The organism is Rhodococcus sp. T7 (assembly GCF_009872365.1).
Taxonomy (GTDB): domain Bacteria; phylum Actinomycetota; class Actinomycetes; order Mycobacteriales; family Mycobacteriaceae; genus Rhodococcus_F.
Map to the genome: position 1 here is coordinate 31,854 of NZ_WXYH01000132.1, position 22,909 is coordinate 54,762.

26 protein-coding genes are annotated in these 22,909 nt (G+C 69.1%); 13 read left to right on the plus strand and 13 right to left on the minus strand.

What is annotated here, in order from left to right:
* The first annotated feature begins 14 nt into the window (after positions 1-14).
* Positions 15-749 (plus strand): NUDIX hydrolase, encoded by a 735-nt coding sequence (locus tag MLGJGCBP_RS15595; protein WP_087556283.1) that lies wholly within the window; start codon positions 15-17, stop codon positions 747-749.
* Positions 750-758: 9 nt separating this feature from the next.
* Here the strand turns inward: MLGJGCBP_RS15595 and MLGJGCBP_RS51750 are convergent, their stop codons facing one another.
* Both MLGJGCBP_RS51750 and MLGJGCBP_RS15605 read right to left on the minus strand, forming a co-directional pair.
* Positions 759-950: a hypothetical protein gene (locus tag MLGJGCBP_RS51750; protein ID WP_236581114.1), complete on the minus strand. Its 192-nt coding sequence runs from the start codon at positions 948-950 to the stop codon at positions 759-761.
* Positions 951-1,197: 247 nt separating this feature from the next.
* Positions 1,198-1,797 carry a TetR/AcrR family transcriptional regulator gene (locus tag MLGJGCBP_RS15605; protein ID WP_072945261.1) on the minus strand — a complete coding sequence of 200 codons (600 nt, stop codon included), beginning with the start codon at positions 1,795-1,797 and terminating at the stop codon, positions 1,198-1,200.
* 83 nt (positions 1,798-1,880) lie between these two features.
* On the opposite strand from MLGJGCBP_RS15605, the gene MLGJGCBP_RS15610 reads away from it, so the two are divergent.
* Entirely contained in the window at positions 1,881-2,693 is an 813-nt protein-coding gene (locus MLGJGCBP_RS15610; RefSeq protein WP_160096708.1) for an SDR family NAD(P)-dependent oxidoreductase, read from the plus strand.
* 3 nt (positions 2,694-2,696) lie between these two features.
* On the opposite strand, the gene MLGJGCBP_RS15615 is transcribed toward MLGJGCBP_RS15610, so the two are convergent.
* The 3 genes from MLGJGCBP_RS15615 to bioB are packed head-to-tail and all read right to left on the minus strand — an operon-like array spanning position 2,697 to position 4,523.
* Positions 2,697-3,254 carry a DUF2567 domain-containing protein gene (locus tag MLGJGCBP_RS15615; protein ID WP_160096710.1) on the minus strand — a complete coding sequence of 186 codons (558 nt, stop codon included), beginning with the start codon at positions 3,252-3,254 and terminating at the stop codon, positions 2,697-2,699.
* 10 nt (positions 3,255-3,264) lie between these two features.
* Positions 3,265-3,504, minus strand: a complete 240-nt coding sequence (bsaP, locus tag MLGJGCBP_RS15620) for a biotin synthase auxiliary protein BsaP (RefSeq protein ID WP_160096769.1) — start codon at positions 3,502-3,504, stop codon at positions 3,265-3,267.
* Positions 3,505-3,509: 5 nt separating this feature from the next.
* Positions 3,510-4,523 carry a biotin synthase BioB gene (bioB, locus tag MLGJGCBP_RS15625; RefSeq protein WP_087556279.1) on the minus strand — a complete coding sequence of 338 codons (1,014 nt, stop codon included), beginning with the start codon at positions 4,521-4,523 and terminating at the stop codon, positions 3,510-3,512.
* 154 nt (positions 4,524-4,677) lie between these two features.
* On the opposite strand from bioB, the gene MLGJGCBP_RS15630 reads away from it, so the two are divergent.
* The 4 genes from MLGJGCBP_RS15630 to MLGJGCBP_RS15645 all read left to right on the plus strand — a co-directional run bounded on the left by MLGJGCBP_RS15630 (position 4,678) and on the right by MLGJGCBP_RS15645 (position 7,977).
* Positions 4,678-5,307, plus strand: a complete 630-nt coding sequence (locus MLGJGCBP_RS15630) for a TetR/AcrR family transcriptional regulator C-terminal domain-containing protein (RefSeq protein WP_087556278.1) — start codon at positions 4,678-4,680, stop codon at positions 5,305-5,307.
* A gap of 77 nt (positions 5,308-5,384) precedes the next feature.
* Positions 5,385-6,515, plus strand: coding sequence for a lipase family protein (locus tag MLGJGCBP_RS15635; protein ID WP_160096712.1), 1,131 nt, complete (start codon positions 5,385-5,387; stop codon positions 6,513-6,515).
* Positions 6,516-6,571: 56 nt separating this feature from the next.
* Positions 6,572-7,309, plus strand: a complete 738-nt coding sequence (locus tag MLGJGCBP_RS15640) for a FadR/GntR family transcriptional regulator (protein ID WP_160096714.1) — start codon at positions 6,572-6,574, stop codon at positions 7,307-7,309.
* Entirely contained in the window at positions 7,306-7,977 is a 672-nt protein-coding gene (locus MLGJGCBP_RS15645; RefSeq protein WP_087556275.1) for a sterol desaturase family protein, read from the plus strand. The genes MLGJGCBP_RS15640 and MLGJGCBP_RS15645 overlap by 4 nt, the downstream gene beginning before the upstream one ends.
* Before the next feature lie 43 nt (positions 7,978-8,020).
* Here the strand turns inward: MLGJGCBP_RS15645 and MLGJGCBP_RS15650 are convergent, their stop codons facing one another.
* The 4 genes from MLGJGCBP_RS15650 to MLGJGCBP_RS15665 are packed head-to-tail and all read right to left on the minus strand — an operon-like array spanning position 8,021 to position 11,836.
* The gene (locus MLGJGCBP_RS15650) at positions 8,021-8,773 is read right to left on the minus strand and encodes a succinate dehydrogenase/fumarate reductase iron-sulfur subunit (RefSeq protein WP_160096716.1); all 753 of its coding nucleotides are present in this window, start codon (positions 8,771-8,773) and stop codon (positions 8,021-8,023) included.
* 1 nt (position 8,774) lies between these two features.
* Positions 8,775-10,709: a fumarate reductase/succinate dehydrogenase flavoprotein subunit gene (locus MLGJGCBP_RS15655; protein ID WP_087556273.1), complete on the minus strand. Its 1,935-nt coding sequence runs from the start codon at positions 10,707-10,709 to the stop codon at positions 8,775-8,777.
* A 21-nt stretch (positions 10,710-10,730) separates the two neighbouring features.
* On the minus strand, positions 10,731-11,555 hold the full coding sequence (locus MLGJGCBP_RS15660) for a hypothetical protein (protein WP_160096718.1): 825 nt from the start codon (positions 11,553-11,555) through the stop codon (positions 10,731-10,733).
* On the minus strand, positions 11,552-11,836 hold the full coding sequence (locus tag MLGJGCBP_RS15665; RefSeq protein WP_072945279.1) for a hypothetical protein: 285 nt from the start codon (positions 11,834-11,836) through the stop codon (positions 11,552-11,554). Before MLGJGCBP_RS15665 ends, MLGJGCBP_RS15660 begins: the two co-directional genes overlap by 4 nt.
* A 171-nt stretch (positions 11,837-12,007) precedes the next feature.
* On the opposite strand from MLGJGCBP_RS15665, the gene MLGJGCBP_RS15670 reads away from it, so the two are divergent.
* A complete protein-coding gene (locus MLGJGCBP_RS15670; protein WP_160096720.1) occupies positions 12,008-12,394 on the plus strand; it encodes a VOC family protein in 387 nt (128 codons plus the stop codon).
* Between the two features lie 25 nt (positions 12,395-12,419).
* Positions 12,420-12,794 carry a VOC family protein gene (locus MLGJGCBP_RS15675; RefSeq protein WP_160096722.1) on the plus strand — a complete coding sequence of 125 codons (375 nt, stop codon included), beginning with the start codon at positions 12,420-12,422 and terminating at the stop codon, positions 12,792-12,794.
* A gap of 9 nt (positions 12,795-12,803) precedes the next feature.
* On the opposite strand, the gene bioD is transcribed toward MLGJGCBP_RS15675, so the two are convergent.
* The gene (bioD, locus tag MLGJGCBP_RS15680; protein WP_160096723.1) at positions 12,804-13,499 is read right to left on the minus strand and encodes a dethiobiotin synthase; all 696 of its coding nucleotides are present in this window, start codon (positions 13,497-13,499) and stop codon (positions 12,804-12,806) included.
* Positions 13,496-14,650: an 8-amino-7-oxononanoate synthase gene (locus tag MLGJGCBP_RS15685; RefSeq protein WP_160096724.1), complete on the minus strand. Its 1,155-nt coding sequence runs from the start codon at positions 14,648-14,650 to the stop codon at positions 13,496-13,498. Before MLGJGCBP_RS15685 ends, bioD begins: the two co-directional genes overlap by 4 nt.
* A 65-nt stretch (positions 14,651-14,715) precedes the next feature.
* Between MLGJGCBP_RS15685 and MLGJGCBP_RS15690 the strand changes: the two genes are divergently transcribed.
* The 4 genes from MLGJGCBP_RS15690 to MLGJGCBP_RS15705 are packed head-to-tail and all read left to right on the plus strand — an operon-like array spanning position 14,716 to position 21,700.
* Complete coding sequence (locus MLGJGCBP_RS15690; RefSeq protein WP_160096725.1) at positions 14,716-16,008, plus strand: adenosylmethionine--8-amino-7-oxononanoate transaminase; 1,293 nt, start codon at positions 14,716-14,718, stop codon at positions 16,006-16,008.
* A gap of 54 nt (positions 16,009-16,062) precedes the next feature.
* A complete protein-coding gene (gene glgX / locus MLGJGCBP_RS15695; RefSeq protein ID WP_160096726.1) occupies positions 16,063-18,336 on the plus strand; it encodes a glycogen debranching protein GlgX in 2,274 nt (757 codons plus the stop codon).
* A 13-nt stretch (positions 18,337-18,349) separates the two neighbouring features.
* Positions 18,350-20,707, plus strand: a complete 2,358-nt coding sequence (treY, locus tag MLGJGCBP_RS15700) for a malto-oligosyltrehalose synthase (protein ID WP_160096728.1) — start codon at positions 18,350-18,352, stop codon at positions 20,705-20,707.
* Positions 20,708-20,761: 54 nt separating this feature from the next.
* On the plus strand, positions 20,762-21,700 hold the full coding sequence (locus MLGJGCBP_RS15705; RefSeq protein WP_160096730.1) for an NADP-dependent oxidoreductase: 939 nt from the start codon (positions 20,762-20,764) through the stop codon (positions 21,698-21,700).
* Between the two features lie 16 nt (positions 21,701-21,716).
* On the opposite strand, the gene MLGJGCBP_RS15710 is transcribed toward MLGJGCBP_RS15705, so the two are convergent.
* Both MLGJGCBP_RS15710 and MLGJGCBP_RS15715 read right to left on the minus strand, forming a co-directional pair.
* Positions 21,717-22,346, minus strand: a complete 630-nt coding sequence (locus MLGJGCBP_RS15710) for a TetR/AcrR family transcriptional regulator (protein ID WP_160096732.1) — start codon at positions 22,344-22,346, stop codon at positions 21,717-21,719.
* A 92-nt stretch (positions 22,347-22,438) separates the two neighbouring features.
* Positions 22,439-22,627 (minus strand): DUF1918 domain-containing protein, encoded by a 189-nt coding sequence (locus MLGJGCBP_RS15715; protein WP_005247576.1) that lies wholly within the window; start codon positions 22,625-22,627, stop codon positions 22,439-22,441.
* A gap of 109 nt (positions 22,628-22,736) precedes the next feature.
* On the opposite strand from MLGJGCBP_RS15715, the gene MLGJGCBP_RS50515 reads away from it, so the two are divergent.
* Positions 22,737-22,886 carry a hypothetical protein gene (locus MLGJGCBP_RS50515; RefSeq protein WP_179220139.1) on the plus strand — a complete coding sequence of 50 codons (150 nt, stop codon included), beginning with the start codon at positions 22,737-22,739 and terminating at the stop codon, positions 22,884-22,886.
* The last annotated feature ends 23 nt before the right edge of the window (positions 22,887-22,909 follow it).

Genomic DNA, 22,909 nt, shown 5'->3' on the forward strand with positions numbered 1-22,909 from the left:
TTAGGATCGAAAACATGCCCAATAGTAACACCACGCATGAAGTGCTTACCGCGGTGTTCCAGGTTCGCCACTTCCCCGGCTATATCGACGCAGGTCACAGCGGTGATATGCGTCACGCGGGGGGCACCGGAGAGCTCGCCGTGCTGCTGTGGCAACGGGCCCTCGATCCACAGGCCGGCGCGTGGTCGCTGCCCGGCGGACTCCTCCACGAGGACGAGGACCTCACGACGTCCGCGCGCCGCCAGCTGGCCGAGAAAGTGGACGTGCAGGAGGTCTCCCATCTCGAGCAGCTGTCGGTGTTCAGCGATCCGCGGCGGGTGCCCGGACCGCGCACCATCGCGTCGACGTTCCTCGGGCTCGTCCCCCTCCCCGCCGACCCGCAGCTGCCGCCGGACACCGCGTGGCATCCCGTGTCCGCGCTCCCCGAGATGGCGTTCGACCACGGCACCGTCGTCCGGCACGCTCGGACCCGCCTCGCGGCCAAGCTCTCCTACACCAACATCGCGTTCGGTCTGGCGCCCGACGAGTTCTCCATGTCGACGCTGCGCGAGATCTACTGCGCCGCACTCGGTTACCAGGTGGATGCGACCAACCTGCAGCGCGTCCTCGGACGGCGCGGGGTACTGACCCCCACCGGCAACACGGCACCGTCCGGCCGCACCGGCGGTCGCCCGGCCGCGCTCTACCGGTTCACCGATTCCACCCTGCGGGTGACGGACGAGTTCGCAGCGCTCCGGCCGCCGAGCTGAATCCGGCCGTCAGGCGGCCGCGACACCGCCCTCCTGAGAGGTGCGCCGCCGCCACGCCGACGCGACCGACGACTCCGCGCCGAGCACCGAATCGATGCGGCCGAAGCGGCCGAGAACGCGGTCGAGCAACTGCGCGACCTGGCGGGGATCATCCGGATCGGCGGCGACCGCGAGCAACCGGTGCCCGGACATGCCCGGCATGATCCGGGCCAGTTCCGCGACCGTGCGTGCGGTGACCGCAACGCATCAGCCCGAATCGAGCAACTCCTGCGCGGTCCGCCTGCCCTGCTCGCTGCCGGCGGCCGTCACCACCACGACACCACGGGCCGAGCCGGATTCGTCGGTACGCATCATCTTCGCCTCCTAAAGGATCGACATTTCGATTCCAGGTAAGCGCCGGTACTCGAGACTGCGGCGGGAGCGCGCTGTGAGATCGCCGGGAGCCGTGTCACGCCCGGGCGAGACCTCGCCAGAACGTGTCGGATGCGGCGGTGACCACTTCGTCCACCGGCGCGTCGTCGAGCATCCCACCGGCGGCGAGGGTCGCGATCCCGTGGAACGTCGCGAACGCGACAAGGGCGATGCGCGAGGCGTCCCCGGGTCCGATGTCGCCCGCGGCCTGGGCCTCGGTGACGATCCGGACCGTCAGGTCCATCGAGGTGTGGCCCGCCTCCACGACCTGGGAGGCGGCCCCGGGCGCGTGCTTGTTGCCGTACATCAGCGCCAGCAACTCCCGGTGCGCGAGCGCGAAGGTGACGTAGGCGTCGGCGAGCGCCGCGAAGCGAGCCCGGGCATGGGGTTCGGCCTGGTCGACCGCGCGTTCGAGGGCGGCCGTGAGCCGCCGGAAACCGGATTCGGCGAGTGCGTCGAGCAGCGCCTGCCGGTCGCGGAAGTGCTTGCTCGGTGCGGCGTGACTGACCCCGGCCTCGCGGGCGAGCTGTCGCAGGGACAGGCCGTCGACGCCGTCCCGCTCGAGGGTGCTCTCGGCGCGTGCGAGCAGCACCTGGCGAAGACTCCCGTGGTGGTAGGGCTGTTCGGCGGCGGACACGGCGCAAGCCTAGCAAAATGTTGTCATTGACTACATAGATGGCACTGACTACATTCGGAATCACCCCACCGCTAGGAGCAGACATGCCTTTCGACGCATCCGGAACCACCGTCCTCATCACCGGCGCGAGCGCGGGCCTCGGTGCCGAATTCGCCCGCCGGTTCGCCGGTCGCGGCGCCGACCTCGTCCTCGTCGCGCGGCGCGCCGACCGGCTCGAACAACTCGCCGCCGAACTCCGCGCCGCACACCCCGTGACGGTCACCGTGCTCCCGTTCGACCTCGCGGCACCCGGCGCAGGCGCGCGGTTGCGCAGCGAACTCGCTGCGCGGGACATCCGCGTCGACTCACTGATCAACAACGCGGGATTCGGGACGCACGGAGACTTCGCGTCCGCCGACCTGGAGCGGCTGACCTCCGAGATCCAGCTCAACGTCACCACCCTCGTCGAGTTGTCGCACACGTTCCTGCCCGACCTGCTCCGGGGGCGCGGCGCACTCGTCAACGTGGCGAGCACCGCGGCGTTCCAGCCGACTCCGGGCATGGCCGTCTACGGGGCGACGAAGGCATTCGTCCTGAACTTCACGGAGGCGTTGTGGACGGAGGCGCGAGGCACCGGCCTCACCGTGCTCGCCGTCTGCCCGGGCCCCACCCGCACCGAGTTCTTCGACGTCGTCGGCTCCGAGGACGCCGCCGTCGGCCGCATGCAGACCGCGGACCAGGTGGTCGCGACGGCGCTGCGGGCCCTCGACCGGCGTAGCACTCCGCCGAGCGTCGTCTCCGGGCTGATGAACTGGGTGTCGTCGGTGAGCACCCGTTTCGCAACTCGCCGCATCGGCGCTCTCGCCAGCGGGCGCCTGCTCGGTGACGTGCGAATGCGGGCCACAGTCACGAGGTAATCGTCACGAAGTAATCGTCGCGTCGCGCTCTTCCGGCTCGTCGAGTTCGACCGGCCCATCGCCGACACCGAGATCGTCGTACGGGTTGAGCGCGGCGAGCACCAACGTCACGACGCACGCGACGAGCGGCTGGAAGATCAGCACGAGCGGGGTCCCGATCCCCGACGCGACCGCCACGACGGTGCCGGCGGTCGAGGTGTCGGGGTCGGGAAAACGCAGGGCCGCGACACCGATGCCGCCGAGGGCCATCACACAGGCCCCGACCACGCTGCCGGCGAGGACGGCGCCCAGCGCCACCGGTCCGCGACTTTTCCGCGCCGTCCACGCGGCGACCGCGGTGAGGATGCCGACGACCAGGCCGGCACACGCGAACATCCCGATCGCGTCGAACCGGTGCACGCTCTCCCCGGTCAGCGACACCCCGCGGTCGGGGGCGACCACCAGCAGATGTTCGGGTGGTGCCAGGAGTCCCCACAGCACCCCGGCGAGTGCGCTCGCCACCACCGTCCCGCAGAAGATTCCGGCGGCAGATCGAAGCCTGAAGCGCGGGAGCGTGGTCACGCGTCCGACGCTACCGCCGTCCGCGGCAGATCGAGTCGAACACACCGTGGCGGGAACATTTCGCCCACCAGCCGTCGGGGCTGATCTGCACCACCATCCGGCGGCCGCACGCCTCGCAGAAGCGGGGCGGTTCCAGCCCGAGTTGCGCGGCGGTGGGGACCGCGTCGTCCACACCGGCCACCACGCGGCGGCCGGTGTACGGGTTGTAGCGCTCCTCCAGACCGCCGGGTTCGCCCGCGGTCGTCTCCATGGTCGTCACAGGGTGTCGTTCAGGGCCTTGATCGGCATCTGCAGATCGACGAGCAGGTCGAGGTCCTGTTCGGCCGGGCGGCCGAGGGTCGTCAGGTAGTTGCCGACGATGACGGCGTTGATGCCGCCGAGGATGCCCTGCTTGGCCCCGAGGTCGCCGAGAGTGATCTCGCGGCCGCCTGCGAAGCGGAGGATGGTGCGGGGCAGCGCGAGCCGGAAGGCTGCCACCGACTTGAGGGCCTCGCTCGCCGGCAGCACCTCGAGGTCGCCGAACGGGGTTCCCGGACGCGGATTGAGGAAGTTCAGCGGGACCTCGTCGGGTTCGAGTTCGGCCAGGTTGGCGGCGAACTCGGCGCGCTGCTCGAGGCTCTCACCCATGCCGAGGATGCCACCGCAGCACACCTCCATGCCGGCCTCGCGGACCATGCGGAGGGTGTTCCAGCGTTCGTCCCACGTGTGGGTGGTGACGACGTTCGGGAAGTGGGACTTCGACGTCTCGAGGTTGTGGTTGTAGCGGTGCACCCCCATCGCGGCGAGCTGGTCGACCTGTTCCTGGGTGAGCATGCCCAGCGAGCAGGCGATCTGGATGTCGACCTCGTTGCGGATCGCCTCGATACCGGCGGCGACCTGGGCGAGCAGCCGCTCGTCGGGTCCGCGGACGGCGGCGACGATGCAGAATTCGCTGGCGCCGGACTTGGCGGTCTGCTTGGCGGCCTCGACGAGCGAGGGGATGTCGAGCCATGCCGCGCGGACCGGCGACTGGAACAGCCCGGACTGCGAGCAGAAGTGGCAGTCCTCGGGGCAGCCGCCGGTCTTGAGGCTGATGATGCCCTCGACCTCGACCTCGGGGCCGCACCACTTCATGCGCACGTCGTGGGCGAGGGCGAGCAGATCCTCGAGACGGTCGTCGGGAAGTTGCAGGACTTCGAGCACCTGGCTCTCGTTCAGCGCTTCGCCGCGCTCGAGAACCTGCTCACGCGCGAGGGCGAGGATGTCTGTCTGTACCGGGGCCGAGGTCACACGTATCTCCTGGAAAACGGGCCGATCACGTGTCGTGAGTCGACGGAACCGAAAAATTGAACACCGTACAAGTTGAACGGTGTTCACGTTAGATCCGTGATGGAATACTGTCAAAGCCGGAGCAAGTTTTTCGACGAGATTGGGAGATCACACAGTGCAATTGCGACGCGGCGACGTACTCGACGGCGCAATGGCCATCCTCGACGAGTTCGGCCTCGCCGACCTCACGATGCGCAGACTCGCAACGGCCCTCGGCGTGCAGCCCGGCGCCCTGTACTGGCATTTCCCCAACAAGCAGACGTTGCTCGGGGCCCTCGCCGACAAGATCCTCGAAGACGTCGACGCCCCGGTCACGGCGCCCGGATGGGACGCGGAGTTCACCGAACTGGCGCACCGGCTACGCATCGCGCTACTCGCCCACCGCGACGGCGCCGAACTGGTCTCCGCCACCTACGCGTCCCGCATGACCAACTCCCGGGTCCGGGAAAGCTTCGCGGCGGTGGGTCTGCGATCCGGTCTGTCCCGCGAACACGCCGAACTGTCGTCCTATTCGCTGCTGTACTACGTCCTAGGCCACACGGTCGACGAGCAGTCGCGGGCGCAGATGGAATCGGCAGGCGCCCTCACCCGCGCCGCGCTCTCCCCCGACGCCCCGCAGTCGCCGATCGCGGCGTACGACGAGGATCTCCTCGACGGCGATCCGGCGGTCCGGTTCGACTTCGGGTTGTCGCTGTTCGTGGACGGAATTCGCGCGCGACTGAAAGACTCCGCCCACCGCCCCTGAGCGGGCACAATTGAGTGGACGCCGCGCCGGCCACTCGCGGGCCGCGCGGCGCCTCCGACGGCCCAGGGACGGACGCGATGACGTCTTCACTCGGCCGCCGCGCCGGAACGGTCCTCGCGGCGGCACTCGCACTGTCGCTTTTCGGCGCGCCCACCCCGGCGCCCGCACAGACCGCGGAGGGCGATCCCGGTGCCGTCGTCGCCGCGACGCCGTTCGCGCCGGACGCGCGGCCGCGGGGCGTCGCCGAGGCCACCTACGTCACGTACTGGACGACGGGGCCGATGAACGAACCCGCGCTCAGCACCGGCGCGGTCCTGCTGCCACCCGGTGACGCGCCGCCCGGCGGGTGGCCCGTGGTGTCCTGGGCCCACGGAACGGTCGGCATCGCGGACGCGTGCGCGCCGACGGTGACGGGGAAACTCGTCGGACCGTACGTTCAGGCCTGGCTCGACCAGGGATACGCGATCGCTGCAACGGATTACGTCGGCCTCGGCACACCCGGCGTGCACCCGTACCTGGACGGTCCCACCGAAGCGCACAGCGTGATCGACATGGTGCGCGCGGCGCGGGCCGTCACGCCGTCCCTGTCGAACCGGTGGGTCGCGATCGGTCAATCACAGGGCGGCCACGCCGCACTCGTCGCCGCCTCGATGGCCACCACCTACGCACCCGACCTCGACTTCCGCGGCACCGTCGCCACCGGCGCCCCGTCCAATCTGGAGAACCTCGCGCCGCTCGTCGGCCCCGGTTTCCCGCAGATTCCCCTCACCGGGAGCACGGTGTTCGTGGCGTACGCACTCGCGGGACTGCGCGCGTCGCGGCCCGACCTGGACGTCGACAGCTACCTCACCCCGCTCGGCGTGGACGTCCTCAATCGCGTCGAGACGCTCTGCTACGAGGAGGCGGCGCCGCAACTCGCCGGCATCACCATTGGACAATTGATGTCGCGTCCCCTCGACGATCCGGCGGTCCTGGCGGCCCTGCGCACCACGCTCGGAGTCCCCGTCCAGGGCTACGACCGGCCGTTGTTCATCGGTCAGGGACTGTTCGACGACGTCGTCCCCATCCCTCTCACCTGGAAGTTCACCGCCGACCTCACCGCGAACGGGCAGCAGTTCCTCTTCCGGACGTATCCGACCGGCCACCTCACGACCATGCCCGCGTCGCTGCCCGACACCACCGCTTTCGTCCGGAGCCTGTTCGGCTGAGATTCACTGGTAAGACCACTTGACCTCTTACCTGTAGCCGTTCTAGGGTCGAAATCATGATGTTCGAGCCGATCGCGCGGAAATCCGCCTCCACCGAAGTTTTCGACCAGATCACCGCGCGCGTACTCGGCGGCGACCTCGGCCCAGGCGAGGCCCTGCCCAGCGAGCGGCGCCTGGCCGAGGCGTTCGGGGTGTCCCGGCCCGCGGTCCGGGAAGCGATTCAGAAACTCGCGCAGGCCGGACTCGTCGAGGTCCGGCAGGGCGATGCCACCTCGGTCCGCGACTTCCGGCAGCACGGCGGACCCGAACTGCTGTCCCAGCTGTTGATCCGCGGCGGCGTCCCCGACTGGGCGGTGGTCCGCAGCGTCCTCGAGGCGCGGCGGATGATCGGCGTGCAGGTCGCACGGCTCGCCGCGGACCGGGTTACCGAGAAGTCGGCCGCAGCTCTTGGCGAGGCGGTGGATCACCTTGCTGCCGAGACCGATCCGGTCGCGCAGCAGGTCGCTGCGCTGGCCTTCTGGGAGCGCGTCGTCGACACGGCCGATTCCATCGCGTTCCGGCTCATCTTCAACAGCCTCCGCAACGCGTACGAACCGACCATGACGGCGATGGCCGCCGTCATGGTCGCGGAGGTCGGTCGCACCGACCTGTACCACCAGCTTGCGGAGGCCGTCTCCGCACACGACGAAGACCTCGCGGCGCACACCGCCGCCACCCTGCTCGACCTCGGGACGACAGCCGTGACCGCCGTGATCGACACACTGCAACAACACGATTCGGAGAAGGACACATGACCACGACACCTCCCACAGATCGCCGCCAGCGCAGGTCGATCACCCTGCGCGACGCCGCAGACCAGTTCCGCCGCCACCCCTCACCGTGGATGATCGGCGGCATGCTTGCCACCGCCGTGGTCGCCCGCCTCGTCGTCGGCGACTGGCAGGTCACCGACGCCGTCGTGCCGCTGGTGATGCTGGCGGTGTTCCCGTTCGCCGAATGGGTCATCCACGTCTGCATCCTGCACTGGAAGCCCCGGAAGGTCATGGGCCTGACCGTCGATTCGCTGCTTGCACGCAAGCATCGCGAACACCACGTCGATCCCCGCGACGTGCCGCTCGTCTTCATTCCGTGGCAGACCCTGACGTGGCTGATCCCGGTTCTCGTGGCGCTCGCGCTGTTCGCGTTCCCGCGCACCGGGCTCGGGCTGACGTTCCTCGTGGTGCTGAGCGTCCTGGGCGTCCTCTACGAATGGACGCACTACCTCATCCACAGCGACTACAAGCCGAACTCCCGCCTGTACCGCGCGATCTGGCGCAACCACCGCCATCACCACTACAAGAACGAGCACTACTGGTTCACCGTCACCACCTCGGGAACCGCCGACCGGATCCTCGGCACCGACCCCGACCCCGAATCGGTCGAGAAGTCGCCCACCGCCCGCAACCTCCACGCCGTGCGCTGACGCACCCGTGAGTACTTCTTAACCGCCGGCGGTTAACAAGTACTCACGGGCGGCGACGCCGCAGCTTGTTGCCCAACCATACGATCGGGTCGTACCGCCGGTCGACCACCCGTTCCTTCATCGGAATGATGGCGTTGTCGGTGATCTTGATCCCTTCGGGGCACACTTCGGTGCAGCACTTGGTGATGTTGCACAGTCCGAGACCGAAGTCTTCCTGCGCCGCGTCACGACGGTCCGCCGTGTCGAGCGGATGCATCTCCAGTTCGGCGACGCGGATGAAGAAGCGGGGACCGGAGAACGCCGGCTTGTTGTCGTCGTGATCACGGATGACGTGGCAGGTGTTCTGGCAGAGAAAGCATTCGATGCACTTCCGGAATTCCTGCGACCGTTCGACGTCGATCTGCTGCATCCGGTACTCGCCCGGTCCGAGTCCCGGCGGCGGGGTGAACGACGGGATCTCCCTGGCCTTCTGGTAGTTGAACGACACATCGGTGACGAGGTCGCGGATGACGGGGAACGCCCGCAGCGGCGTCACCGTCACCACCTCGTCCTCCGTGAACGTCGACATCCGGGTCATGCACATCAGCCGCGGCTGACCGTTGATCTCCGCGGAGCACGACCCGCACTTGCCCGCCTTGCAGTTCCATCGCACCGCGAGGTCCGGGGTCTGCGTCGCCTGCAACCGGTGGATGATGTCGAGCACCACCTCACCATCGTTGACGGGGATGGAGTAGTCCTCGAGGGCGCCGCCGTCGGCGTCGCCGCGCCATACCCGGAACTGCGCGTCGTATCCCATCTCAGGCCTTCCTTCCCGGATGTTCGGCGAGCTCGGCATCGGTGTAGTACTTGGCCAGTTCGTCGATGTCGAACAGCTCCAGCAGTTCCGGGCGCATCGGAAGCTGAGGCTCGCGGGTGACCGTGACGTCCGGGACCACGGAATCGGGATGCGCGGACATGTCGCCGACGACGCTGCACACCAGCAGGGTGTTGCGCCACTCCGCCTCCATGCTCGGGTGGTCGTCGCGGGTGTGCCCGCCGCGACTCTCGGTGCGCAGCAGGGCTGCCTGCGCGACGCATTCGCTGACCAGCACCATGTTCCGCAGATCCACGGCGAGGTGCCAGCCCGGGTTGAACTGGCGGTGCCCCTCCACCTCGACGCCCCCGATCCGGCCCTTGATCTCGGTGAGTTTCTCCAGGGCGCGCGCGATCTCGTCTTCCTTCCGGATGATGCCGACGAGGTCGTTCATGGTCTGCTGCAGTTCGGTGTGGAGGGTGTACGGATTCTCGGTGATGCCGCCCTCCCCGACCGCCGGATCGAACGGCGACAACAACATCCGGGCCGCCGCATCCACCGCGTCGGCGGAGACGACCGGCCGCTCCTGCAGCGACTTCACGTATTCCGCGGCCCCGAGTCCCGCGCGACGGCCGAACACGAGGAGGTCGGACAGCGAGTTGCCGCCGAGCCGGTTGGAGCCGTGCATCCCGCCCGAGCACTCGCCCGCGGCGAACAACCCGGCGACGCTGGACGATCCGCTGTCGGGGTCGACCTCTATGCCTCCCATCACGTAGTGGCAGGTGGGTCCGACCTCCATCTGCTCCTTCGTGATGTCGACGTCGGCGAGTTCCTTGAACTGGTGGTACATCGACGGCAGGCGCCGGACGATCTCGTCGGCGGGCATCCGCGAGGCGATGTCGAGGTACACGCCGCCGTGCGGGGTCTGCCGTCCCGCCTTGACCTCGGAGTTGATGGCCCGGGCCACCTCGTCGCGGGGCAGCAGGTCCGGTGTGCGGCGGTTGTTGTCGGAATCCTTGTACCAGCCGTCGGCCTCTTCCTCGGTCTCCGCGTACTGCCCTTTGAAGACGGGCGGGATGTACGAGAACATGAACCGCTCGCCCTCGGAGTTCTTCAGGACCCCGCCGTCGCCGCGGACACCCTCGGTCACGAGGATGCCCTTGACGCTGGGCGGCCACACCATGCCGGTGGGGTGGAACTGCACGAATTCCATGTTGATGAGGTTGGCGCCCGCGCGCAGGGCGAGAGCGTGTCCGTCGCCGGTGTACTCCCACGAATTCGACGTCACCTTGAACGACTTGCCGATTCCGCCCGTGGCCATCACCACGGCGGGCGCCTCGAACAGGACGAAACGTCCACTCTCGCGCCAGTATCCGAAGGCGCCCGAGATCCGGTCGCCGTCCTTGGTGAGTTCGGAGACGGTGCACTCGGCGAAGATCTTGATGCGGGCCTCGTAGTCGCCGGTGGCGGCGAAGTCTTCCTGCTGCAGCGACACGATCTTCTGCTGCATGGTGCGGATCAGTTCGAGCCCGGTGCGGTCACCGACGTGCGCGAGCCGCGGATACGTGTGACCGCCGAAGTTGCGCTGGCTGATCCGGCCGTCGGGGGTCCGGTCGAACAGGGCGCCGTACGTTTCGAGTTCCCACACCCGGTCGGGCGCCTCCCGAGCGTGCAGTTCGGCCATCCGCCAGTTGTTGAGGAATTTGCCGCCGCGCATCGTGTCCTGGAAATGGGTCTGCCACGTGTCCTTCTCGTTGGCGTTGCCCATCGCGGCGGCGCAGCCGCCCTCCGCCATGACCGTGTGCGCCTTGCCGAACAGCGACTTGCAGACGACGGCCACGGACAGGCCCTGTTCCCGGGCCTCGATGACGGCTCGCAGTCCGGCGCCCCCGGCACCGATGACCACGACGTCGTACTGGTGCCGTTCGACTTCCGTCATTCCACTCCCTCTTCGGTGAAGTCAGTTGATCAGGCGCAGGTCGGAGATGGTGCCGCTGGCCACGAGCATCACGTAGAAGTCGGTGACGATCAGGGTGGCGAGCGTGGTCCAGGCGAGCTGCATGTGCCGCGTGTTCAGTTTGCTGACCCCGGTCCAGAGCCGGTATCGGATCGGGTGCCGGGAGAAGTGGGTGAGCCTGCCGCCGGTGACGTGCCTGCAGGAATGGCAGGACACGGTGTACGCCCAGAGCAGGATCACGTTGCCGACCATGATGAGGGTGCCGAGCCCGATTCCGAATCCGCCGTCGGCGCCGTGGAACGCGCGCATCGCGTCGTACGTGTTGATCAGCGACACGACGAGCGCGACGTAGAAGAAGTAGCGGTGCGCGTTCTGGACGATCAGCGGCAGCCGCGTCTCCCCCGTGTACTTGCCGTGCGGTTCCGCGACCGCGCACGCGGGCGGCGAGAACCATACCGACCGGTAGTAGGCCTTGCGGTAGTAGTAGCACGTGAGCCGGAAGCCGAGCAGGAACGGCAGCACCAGGAATCCGAGCGGGATGATCATCGGCAACTCGCCGATGGGTGTCCCGAAGTCACTCGAGCCGGGCACGCACGAATCGCTCAGGCACGGCGAGTAGAACGGGGTCAGGTAGTGGTACTCCTCGACGAAGTACGCGGTCCGGACCCACGACCGGACCGATGCGTACACCACGAAGACGGACAGGCCGAGCACCGTCAGCAGCGGCGCCAGCCACCACCGGTCGGTGCGGAGCGTGCGTTCCGCGATCCGGGCACGCGTCGGCGCCCCCACACCGGCACTATCGGAATTCTTCGGCGGCGCGCTCATCCGCGCTCGTAGTGGAGCCCGCCCAGCCCCTCGTCATCGATACCGAGCCACATCGACGCGTCGTACGGGGTGTCCGACACCTTGATTCGCTCCACCGGTTCGCGGTGGACGACGTTCGGTGGCGAGGAGTCGAGGTCGCGCGCGTCGATCTCGAGGCGCTCCAGATCATTGCTCAGTCGCCGCACGGATGCGGCATCGCCGTACATCGTTCGCAACGAACCGACAGCGCGCCGAAGGCGGTCGATGGTGCGATTCAATTCGAGCATTTCGGAGGTCGACATGTGACCCCTCCCAACCCAGCCGGTGTAGCCGTGACCTGAATCACACTACCGATATTCCGGGAAACCGGGGCAGCTTTCGGCCCTTGGAAAACCGGGGGCGATGAATTTCGCCGGGCTGCCGAGTCGATACCTGTAGGACAACCGAAACCGAACCCCCACCGGGAGGAAATCATGGCCGACGCCACGATCGGAAGCATCCTGCTCGCCAGCACCAACCCCGAACGACTGCGGGACTGGTACACGGCCGCGTTCTCGCCGAAGGTCGACCGCACGCCCGGCGAACCGGGCTACGACGTCCTCGATTTCGACGGTTTCTACATCATGCTCGACCGGCGCGACGACGTCGGCGAGACGAATCCCGAACCCGGGCGTGTCCTCCTCAACGTGGAGGTCGCCGACGCCCGTGCCGCGGCAGGCCGCCTCGACGAACTCGGGGCGACGTGGCTGTCCCCGCTCGAGGATCGTGACGGCAGCTGGTTCGCCACCGCCGTCGACCCCGACGGCAACTACGTTCAGGTTATCCAGCTCAGCGCGCAGGCGCGCGCCGAGATGTCCTGACCACCGGCAGGAAAGAGACAGAACCATGTTGAACAACGCGAGAGCATTCAGCGGATTCGCCGTCGACGACATCGCCGCGGCCAAATCCTTCTACACCGACACCCTGGGGCTCGAGGTCACCGAAGAGGAGATGGGCCTGCTGGGCCTGCATCTCCCCCACGGTCCCGTGGTACTGATCTACCCGAAACCCGATCACACGCCTGCGACGTTCACGATCCTCAACTTCGCGGTCGACGACGTCGAGAAGGCCGTCGACGCGCTCACCGAACGCGGGATCCGGTTCGTGCGGTACGACGGTTTCGACCAGGACGACAAGGGAATCATGCGCGGCAACGGGCCGGACATCGCCTGGTTCACCGACCCGGCAGGCAACGTGCTGTCGGTGCTCGCGGAATCCTGACCGTCGCGCTCAGCGAGCCGTGATCGTCGTCTTCAGCCAGGTGCCGTCGAACCACGTGGACGCGGCCGCGGCGAACGACGCCGGGTCGAGACGACCGCCGCCCGCCGGGATCGAGCCGGCCAGGTCGACACCCGTCACGGCGGGCAGGTCGTCCAGGTTGCACCGCTCGGCGAGCCCGGGCTCGTCCGGCCACGACCCGATCACCGTGCCTGCACAGGCGACGCCGGCCGCCGCCAGCGCCCGGGTCGTGAGTTCGGTGTGGTTGAGCGTGCCGAGTCCGGCCGCCGCGACCACGACAGCCGGTGCGCCGAGAGCGAGCGCGAGATCGAGGAGGGTGAAGCCCTCGGCGCCCATCCGCACCAGCAGCCCGCCCGCACCCTCGACGAGGACCAGATCGTGCCGGTCGGCGAGCGCGCGGACCGTGTCGACGACGTCGTCGCACCGCAACATCGGCAAACCGCTGCGCCGGGCGGCGGTGTCGGGGGCGAGCGGTTCGGGGTAGCGGGCGAGTTCCACCACCGCGGTGACACCGGACAACCGGGTCACCTCGGCCAGATCGCCCGGTTCTCCCGGCGCGACCCCGGTCTGCGCGGGCTTGCACACCGCGACGGACAGCCCGGCTTCGCGCGCCGCGGCGGCGAGCGCCGCCGTGACCACAGTCTTGCCGACGTCCGTCGACGTTCCGGTGACCATCAGGATGCTCATGCCGACGCCCCCGCAAGGACGTCGGTGAGCACGGTCTCGATCCGGGCCAGTTCGTCCTGATCGAGCGTGGCGCGGGCGGTGAGCCGCAGCCGCGACGTGCCCTCGGGCACCGACGGGGGCCGGAAGCAGCCGACGTGCAGCCCCTGCTCGCGGCAGGCGGCCGCGGCGTCGAAGGCGCGTTGCGGGTCCCCGAGGATCACCGAGACCACGGCGGACTCGGGTGCCGCGGCACCGGTGAACCGCGCGAGATCCCGGGCGCGCTCCAGGACGGAGTCGGCGCGGTGCGGTTCACGCCGCAGAACGGCGAGGGCGGCCCGGGCCGCCCCGACGGCCGCCGGGGCCAGTCCGGTGTCGAAGATGAATGTGCGCGCGGCGTCGACGAGGTGTGCACGGACCTTCTCCGACGCCAGCACCACACCGCCCTGGCTGGCCAGCGACTTCGACAGCGTGGCCGTGACGACGATGTCGGGTTCGCCCGCGAGTCCCACCTCGTGCACGAGTCCGCGACCCCCTGCGCCGCGGACTCCGACACCGTGGGCCTCGTCCACCACGAGAAACGCGCCGTACTCGCGGCATACCCGGTGCAGGTCGACGAGGGGTGCGAGATCACCGTCCGCGCTGAACACCGAATCGGTGACGACCAGTGCCCGTTCCTCCGGCCGGGTGGCCAGTGCGCTGCGGACGAAGTCGAGATCGGCGTGCGGCGCGACGGCCACCCGGGCCCGGGACAGCCGGCACGCGTCGACGAGCGAGGCGTGACTGCCCGCGTCGGAGACGATCAGCGATCCGGCGCCGGACAGCGCGGTGACGGCGCCGAGATTCGCGGTGTACCCGGAGGAGAACACCAACCCGGCGTCGGCGCCGACGAACTCGGCGAGTTCCGTTTCGAGCAGTTCGTGCTCGGTGGTCGATCCCGTGACCAGTCGCGAGCCGGTGGCCCCTGCGCCCCATCGCCGCAGCGCGGTCATCGCGCCGTGCAGCACCTCGGGGTGCCGCACGAGCCCGAGGTAGTCGTTGGACGCCAAGTCGATGAGCGCGCTGCCGGACGTGCGTGGGCGCAGTTCGCGGCGCAGTCCCGCGGCGCGCCGCTGCTCCTCGACGTCGTCGAGCCAGGTGGTGAAGGTGTGGTCGGTACTCACACTCGGCACCATACGCGACTTGAACGGTGTTCAACCCGGGTGGACCCACTTTTCCTCCGATGGCTAGGGTCGAGACCGTGACCTCCCCGAGCCTGTCCGCCGACGACATCACCTCCCTCGATGCCTCGCTGCTCTGGCATCCGTACGGCGCCTTCCCCGCCTCGACCACCCCGCTCGTGGTGGCCGAGGCGAGCGGCACCCGCCTCACTCTCGCCGACGGACGCGAACTCGTCGACGGCATGAGTTCGTGGTGGGCGGCGGTCCACGGCTACCGGCATCCCGTCCTCGACGCAGCGGCGACCGCGCAGCTCGGCAGGATGAGCCACGTGATGTTCGGCGGGCTGACCCACGAACCGGCCGCGCGGCTCGCCCAGCTGCTCGTGGAGATCACCCCGGACGGACTCGACAAGGTGTTCCTCGCCGATTCCGGTTCGGTTTCCGTCGAGGTCGCCGTCAAGATGTGCCTGCAGTACTGGCGCAGTCGCGGCAGGCCGGAGCGGCATCGGCTGCTGACCTGGCGCGGCGGCTATCACGGCGACACGTTCGCGCCGATGAGCGTCTGCGACCCGGACGGCGGCATGCATTCCCTGTGGACGGACGTCCTGGCACGGCAGGTGTTCGCGGGACCGCCGCCGCGCGAGTTCGACCCCCGGTACGTCGCGGAGTTCGAGCGTCTGGTGGCCGAGCACACGGACGAACTCGCGGCCGTCATCGTGGAGCCGGTGGTCCAGGGCGCCGGAGGCATGCGCTTCCACGACCCCCGGTATCTGTCGGAGCTGCGCCGCATCTGCGACGAGCACGGGCTCCTGCTGGTGTTCGACGAGATCGCCACGGGTTTCGGCCGCACCGGCGAACTGTTCGCCGCGGAGCACGCCGGGACCCGCCCCGACATCATGTGCGTCGGCAAGGCCCTCACCGGCGGATACCTGACCCTCGCCGCGACGCTCTGTTCCACCGACGTCGCCGAGACCATCAGCGCCGGCGACGCAGGCGGGCTGATGCACGGACCCACGTTCATGGCGAACCCGCTCGCCTGCGCCGTCGCGGTGGCGTCGATCGAACTCCTGCTGTCGCGCGACTGGCGAGGCGAGGTCGAGGACGTGCGCCGCGGGCTCGAATCGGGTCTCGCGCCTGCCCGGGAACTGCCCGGCGTCCGGGACGTCCGGGTGCTCGGCGCGATCGGAGTGATCGAACTCTCCGAGCCCGTCGACATGCGGGCCGCGACCGACGCCGCGGTGGCGGCCGGGGTCTGGTTGCGACCCTTCCGCAACCTGATCTACGCGATGCCGCCGTACGTGTGCACCAGCGAGGACGTGCTGAAGATCACAACCGGAATGCTTGCTGCCGCACGGACCTCCACCCAGGGCTGACGCTGTGCTCCCGTCGGGCTGAGAGCGACGCGAACGCGGGCTAATGTTCTCGATATGGAAGCGAGCGAGTCGACCGGCACCACGCCCATTCCCGTGTGGCCCGGCAGCGCCTACCCACTGGGCGCCACCTACGACGGGGCCGGGACGAACTTCTCCCTGTTTTCCGAGGTCGCCGAGGCGGTCGATCTGTGCCTGATCGCGAAGGACGGCACGGAGACGCGGGTGCGTCTCGACGAGGTCGACGGCTACGTGTGGCACGCCTACCTGCCGACCGTCGTGCCCGGGCAGCGGTACGGGTACCGGATCCACGGACCGTGGGACCCCTCCGCCGGGCACCGCTGCGACCCCAGCAAGCTGCTCCTCGACCCCTACGGCAAGGCGTTCGACGGCGAATTCGACGGCGACCGGTCCCTGTTCTCCTACGACATCGACGCGTCCACTGAGGCCGCCCCCGAGGACGCCGGGGACGACGAAAACGAGGACGCCGCCCTGATCGTCGACACCGACGACGACATCGAGGCGGAGGACGCCGAGGACGCACTCGAAGCGGAAGCCGAGGACGACTCGGCGCCGGGACTGCCCGGACACGATTCGCTCGGCCACACGATGACGACAGTCGTGATCAACCCGTTCTTCGACTGGGCCGCCGACCGCGCACCGAAGCACCCGTACCACGACACCGTGATCTACGAAGCCCACGTCAAGGGCATGACGGCGACGCATCCCGGTGTGCCGGAAGAACTCCGCGGCACGTACGCGGGCCTCGCACATCCGGTGATCATCGACCACCTCGTCGACCTCGGCGTGACCGCGATCGAACTGATGCCGGTGCACCAGTTCATGCACGATCAGACCCTGCTCGACAAGGGGCTGCGGAACTACTGGGGCTACAACACGTTCGGCTTCCTGGCCCCGCACACCGGGTATTCGTCGGCGGAGAAGCCGGGCGCCGCGGTGTCGGAGTTCAAGGCGATGGTCCGCTCGTTCCACGAGGCGGGCATCGAGGTGATCCTCGACGTCGTCTACAACCACACCGCCGAGGGCAACCATCTCGGTCCGACCATCTCGTTCCGCGGCATCGACAACGCCGCCTACTACCGCCTCGTCGACGGCGACGCCGAGCACTACATGGACTACACGGGCACCGGGAACAGCCTCAACGCCCGGCACCCGCACACGCTGCAGCTGATCATGGACTCGCTGCGGTACTGGGTCACCGAGATGCACGTCGACGGCTTCCGCTTCGACCTCGCGTCGACGCTCGCCCGCGAACTGCACGACGTCGACCGGCTCTCCGCGTTCTTCGACCTCGTCCAGCAGGATCCGATCGTCAGCCAGGTCAAGCTCATCGCCGAACCCTGGGACGTCGGCGAGGGCGGCTACCAGGTGGGCAACTTCCCCGGCCTGTGGACGGAGTGGAACGGCAAGTATCGGGACACCGTCCGCGACTACTGGCGGGGCGAGCCGGCCACGCTCGGCGAATTCGCGTCCCGGCTCACCGGGTCCTCCGACCTCTACGAGGCGACCGGCCGCCGCCCCGGCGCGAGCATCAACTTCGTCATCGCCCACGACGGGTTCACCCTGCACGACCTGGTGTCGTACAACGAGAAGCACAACGAGGCCAACGGCGAGGACAACAACGACGGCGAGAGCCACAACCGGTCCTGGAACTGCGGTGTCGAGGGCCCCACGGACGATCCGGAGATCCTCGATCTGCGGGGGCGGCAGAGCCGCAACATCCTGGCCACACTCCTGCTCAGCCAGGGGACGCCGATGCTGGCGCACGGTGACGAGATGGGCCGCACCCAGCAGGGCAACAACAACGTGTACTGCCAGGACTCGGAATTGTCGTGGATGGACTGGTCACTGGCGGACACCAACGCCGACCTCGTCGAGTTCACCAAACGGGTCATCGCGCTGCGGATGAAGAATCCGGTGTTCCGCCGCCGCCGGTTCTTCGAGGGCACCCCCATCCGCAGCGGCGACCAGACCCGCGACATCGCCTGGCTCACGCCGTCCGGTGAGGAGATGACCCCCGAGGACTGGGACAGCGGTTTCGGGAAGTCCCTCGCGGTATTCCTCAACGGCGAGGGCATCCCCGAACCCAACCACCGCGGCGAGCGGGTGGTCGGCGACTCGTTCCTGCTGTGTTTCAACGCGCACGACGAGGAGATCGAGTTCTCCACGCCGAACTCCGATTACGCCGACGAGTGGGCGGTCGTGCTCGACACCGCCGTGCCGACGGGGGCGAAGGACGCGGTGATCAAGGCCGGGAATTCGCTGCAGGTCGAGGCCCGGTCGCTGGTCGTGCTGCGCCGGACCGCCTGAGCCGGGGACGACGATGGCGATCACGGCCACCTACCGGCTGCAACTGCGCGGAGACTGCTTCACCCTGGCGGACGCCGCCGCCGTCGCCGACTATCTGGACGATCTGGGGATCTCGCACGTCTACCTGTCGCCGATCCTGACGGCCACGACGGGATCGACCCACGGGTACGACGTCACCGACGTGACCCGCGTGTCCCCCGCCCTCGGTGGCAGGGAGGCGCTGGCCGCGTTGTCGCGGGAGTTGCGGGGCCGCGGCATGGGCCTCGTCGTCGACCTGGTCCCCAACCACGTGGGCGTCGCGAATCCGCGTGAGAATGCCTGGTGGTGGGATGTTCTCACACACGGTCTCGGCTCCGAATACTCCGACTTCTTCGACATCGACTGGAGCGAGGACAACGGCGCGGGCGGACGGCTCGCGCTGCCCGTCCTCGGATCGGACGCCGACCTCGAGTCGCTGACCGTCGACCGCTCGGGACCCGAGCCGCTTCTCGCGTTCTACGAGCACCGCTTCCCCATCGCCCCCGGCACGGACGCAACCGAGCCGGAGTCGGTGCACGACGCGCAGTCGTACCGCCTGGTCCCGTGGAACTCCGGGCTCATCGGGTACCGCCGATTCTTCGCGGTCAGCGAACTTTCCGGGATCCGTCAGGAAGACCCGCGCGTGTTCGAGGCCTCGCACCGCGAACTGCGGAGCTGGGTGGCGGACGAGTTGATCGACGGCGTGCGCATCGACCACCCCGACGGGTTGTCCGACCCGGCCGGGTACCTCGACCGGCTGCGCGGCGTGATCGGCGCGGACCGCTGGCTGGTGATCGAGAAGATTCTCGGCCACTCCGAACCGCTGGACGATCACCTGCCGATCCAGGGCACCACGGGCTACGACGCACTGGCCGAACTCGGCGGCGTGTTCGTCGACCCGTCGGGAGCTCCCGTGCTCACCGCCCTGTCGGCGTCCCGCACGGGCGACCGGGGTGACGCGACGTGGATCCACGAGCACGAAACCGCGATCAAACGCGACGTCGCCGGCACCGGCCTCGCCCCGGAGGTCCGGCGCCTCGTCCGCGCGATCCGCGCCGAGACCGGCACCGACTGCACCGCCGAGGACCTGCGCGACGCCGTCGTGGACGTCGTCGCCGCGATGCCCGTGTACCGCTCCGACTACAGCCCGCTCGCCGGGCTCGCGACCCGCGTGATCGGCGACGCCGCGCGGCGCGAACCGGGGCGGTCCGCGGCGCTGTCCGCCCTCGCCGCCGCCCTCATCACCGGCGGGGAGGCGGCCACCCGCTTCCAGCAGGTCTGCGGCGCGGTGATGGCGAAATCCGTGGAGGACTGCCTGTTCTACCGCACGGCCCGGCTGGTGTCGCTGCAGGAGGTGGGCGGCAACCCCGCGAACGTCGGCGTCTCCCCCGCCGAATTCCACCTCGCCGCGGCCGAGCGCGCCAGCCGGTGGCCGCGGGCGATGACGACGCTCTCGACGCACGACACCAAGCGCGGCGAGGACGTCCGCGCCCGGATCGGCATCCTGTCGCAGGTGCCGGATCTGTGGGCGGAATGCGTCGAGCAGTGGGAGCGCATCGCCCCCAGCCCCGATCCCGTCACCGGACTGTTCCTGTGGCAGAACCTGTTCGGTGTGTGGCCGGTCGACGGCCGCGCCGCGGGCGACGTGCCCGACTTCCGCGACCGCGTCCACGCGTACGCGGAGAAGGCCGTCCGGGAAGCCGGGACCCGGACGTCGTGGAACGACGTGAACGAAGACTTCGAACGCGACCTCCACCGCTGGCTGGACACGGTGATCGACGGAACCGTCGGCAAGGCGCTCGGGTCGCTGTGCACGCAACTGGCGCCGCACGCCTGGTCCGATGCGCTCGGCCAGAAGCTCCTCCAGCTGTGCGGGCCCGGGATCCCGGACGTGTACCAGGGCACCGAACTGTGGGAGGACTCGCTCGTCGACCCCGACAACCGCCGACCCGTCGATTACGACGTGCGGCGGACCGTGCTCGCGGGGCTCGGCACTCCTCCGATCGACGCCACCGGCGCGGCGAAGATGCACGTCGTGCGGACGGCGCTGCGCCTGCGGCGGGACCGCCCCGGCAGCTTCGCAGGCGGCACGTACGCGCCGGTCTTCGCATCGGGGACCGCGGCCGAACACCTGATCGGATTCACCCGCGGGCCCCATGGGTCGGCGCCGGACGTCGTGGCCCTGGCCACCCGGCACAGCGTCGGGCTGCAGCAGGACGGCTGGGGCGACACCACGGTGACCCTCCCGGACGGTACGTGGACCGACCTGCTCACCTCGACGACGCACCCCGGCGGCCGCGTCGAGGTCGCCACCCTGTTCGCCCGTTACCCCATTGCCCTGCTGGCCCCGTGAGTACTTCTTAACCATGGGCGGTTAATAAGTACTCACGGGGGTACTGGCCCTTGTATGCGACGTGTGGTTGCCCGGGCGTACGGAGGGCCGGAGGTCCTCGCGGTCGTCGATGCGGAGCCGGTCGGCCCCGCACCGGGCGAGGTGGTGATCGAGGTCCGCGCGATCGGGGTCAACCCGAGCGACTACAAGCTCTACAGCGGCGCGTTCGGCGCCGATCCCGCCGCCCTGCCGATGCAGCTGGGCAGCGAGGCGGCGGGCGTCGTCGCGGAGGTGGGTGACGCCGCCACGGGACCGAGCGGCCCCATTGCGGTGGGCGACGAGGTGATCGCGTACCCGTTGTCGGAGGCGTACGCGGACCGGCTCGTGGTGTCCGGTGATTCGGTGATCCCGAAACCGGCGTCGTTGCCGTGGAACGAGGCCGCCGGACTTCTCGCGGTGGGTACCACCGCGGTCGACACCCTCGACACGGCGAACGTCGGCACCGGCGACCTGCTGCTCGTGCACGGGGCGGCGGGCGGCGTGGGGTCGTTCGTCGTGCAGTTGGCCCGGGCCCGCGGCGCCACGATCATCGGCACGGCGCGCCCCGGGAACCACGACTACGTGCGGTCGCTCGGTGCGACACCCGTGTCCTACGGGGACGGCCTGAGTAACCGGATCCGAGTCCTGGCACCGGACGGGGTGGACGCCGTCATCGACACCGCGGGCAGCGACGAGGCCATCGACGTGTCCGTGGGCCTGGTGCGGGACCCGTCGCGGTTGGTGACGACCGTCCCCGGACCACGGGTGGGCGAGGCCGGGTTCCGGATCGTCGGGGCGCTGGGGCCGGAAGGCATGGAACCGCGGAAGCGGGCCCGCGGGTTCCTCGTCGACCTCGCGGGCAGCGGTGACGTGCGGGTGCGGATCGCGCGCACCTACGCGCTGTCGGAGGCGGCGAGCGCTCACGCCGATCTCCGGAATCCGCACGCGGCCGGCAAATTCATCCTGCTGCCCTAGGCGGGGTTGTCGGCCCTCAGCGGAGCAGGCTGGCCCGGATCGTCGCCTTCACCCAGTTCCGGTAATCCTCGACATCCCACCCGCACTGCAGGCGCAGCATCGAATACACCTGCGGGGACACGACCGTGAACAGCACGTCGGCGGCCCGCTGGACGGAGATCTCGGGGCGCAGCAGTTCGTGCGCGGCGAGTCCCTCGGCGAGGGTCATCGCATTCTCGGCGGACGCCCGCGCCCCCTCGTCGGCGAAACGCCGCATGTCCTCGTCCGCACCCGAGGATTCGATCGACGCCGCCATCAGGGTTCCAGCCCGTTCCAGGACGTCGGTGCTGTACTCCACCATCTGTTCGAGGATCCGCTCCACCGGGTCGCCGTCCCGGGGTATGCGGGCGGCAGGCGCGGCGTCGGTGTCGCCCTGGATCGCCGCGTGCAGTACCTCGTGGAACAGTTCCGCCTTGCCGCCCGGGTACGCGGTGAACACCGTGCGGGCCGACACCCCGGCCGCCTCGGCCACGTTCCGCACCGTGGTGCTGACGTATCCGCGCTCGGCGAACAATCGGCCCGCGGCATCCCGGACGAGAAGGCGGGTCCGGCGCGCCGATTCGGCACGCAACGGCGAACTGTAGGGCCTCTTCGCGGAGTCGGGCACGGTCTCACGATAGACGCATTCGATTCATCGATCGTGCAACCAATTCGGCACGGCGATCCGCCGCGCCTGGACCAGGCGAAAACGCCCGATGCCTACGACTTCGGGTGTTCCACCCAGGCATCGGATCCGGGAAACACGAGGGCCTCGTGGCCGTCGTCGTATCGGACGAGATAGGGCGGTTCGCCGTTCTCGCCGTGTACCTCCACGACCTCGGCGGTCGTTTCGTGCACCCCGACCACCCTGCCTTGTACGTGCAACCGGTCTCCCACTGCTACGTGCATGACTGCTCCTCGCGACGTTCGAGTCCGTACTCTCAGCTTGCTACTTCCGGATGCGGGGCGAAAGGGCCGACTCGCCGCCATCTCTGCCGCCGTGTGCCATCGTGGGGGCATGGCTACGTATCGATACCTCGACAAGGACCGTAACGTGCTCGAGGAGCAGGACTTCGGCACGGTGCAGGACGCCGAGGAACACCGGCTGTCGGTTCTCGGCGCCGAGATCATCGAGGAGGTCGAGGACTCTTCCGCGCCCGAGAGCTGACTGTCCTGCGCGGCCCGCCCGGT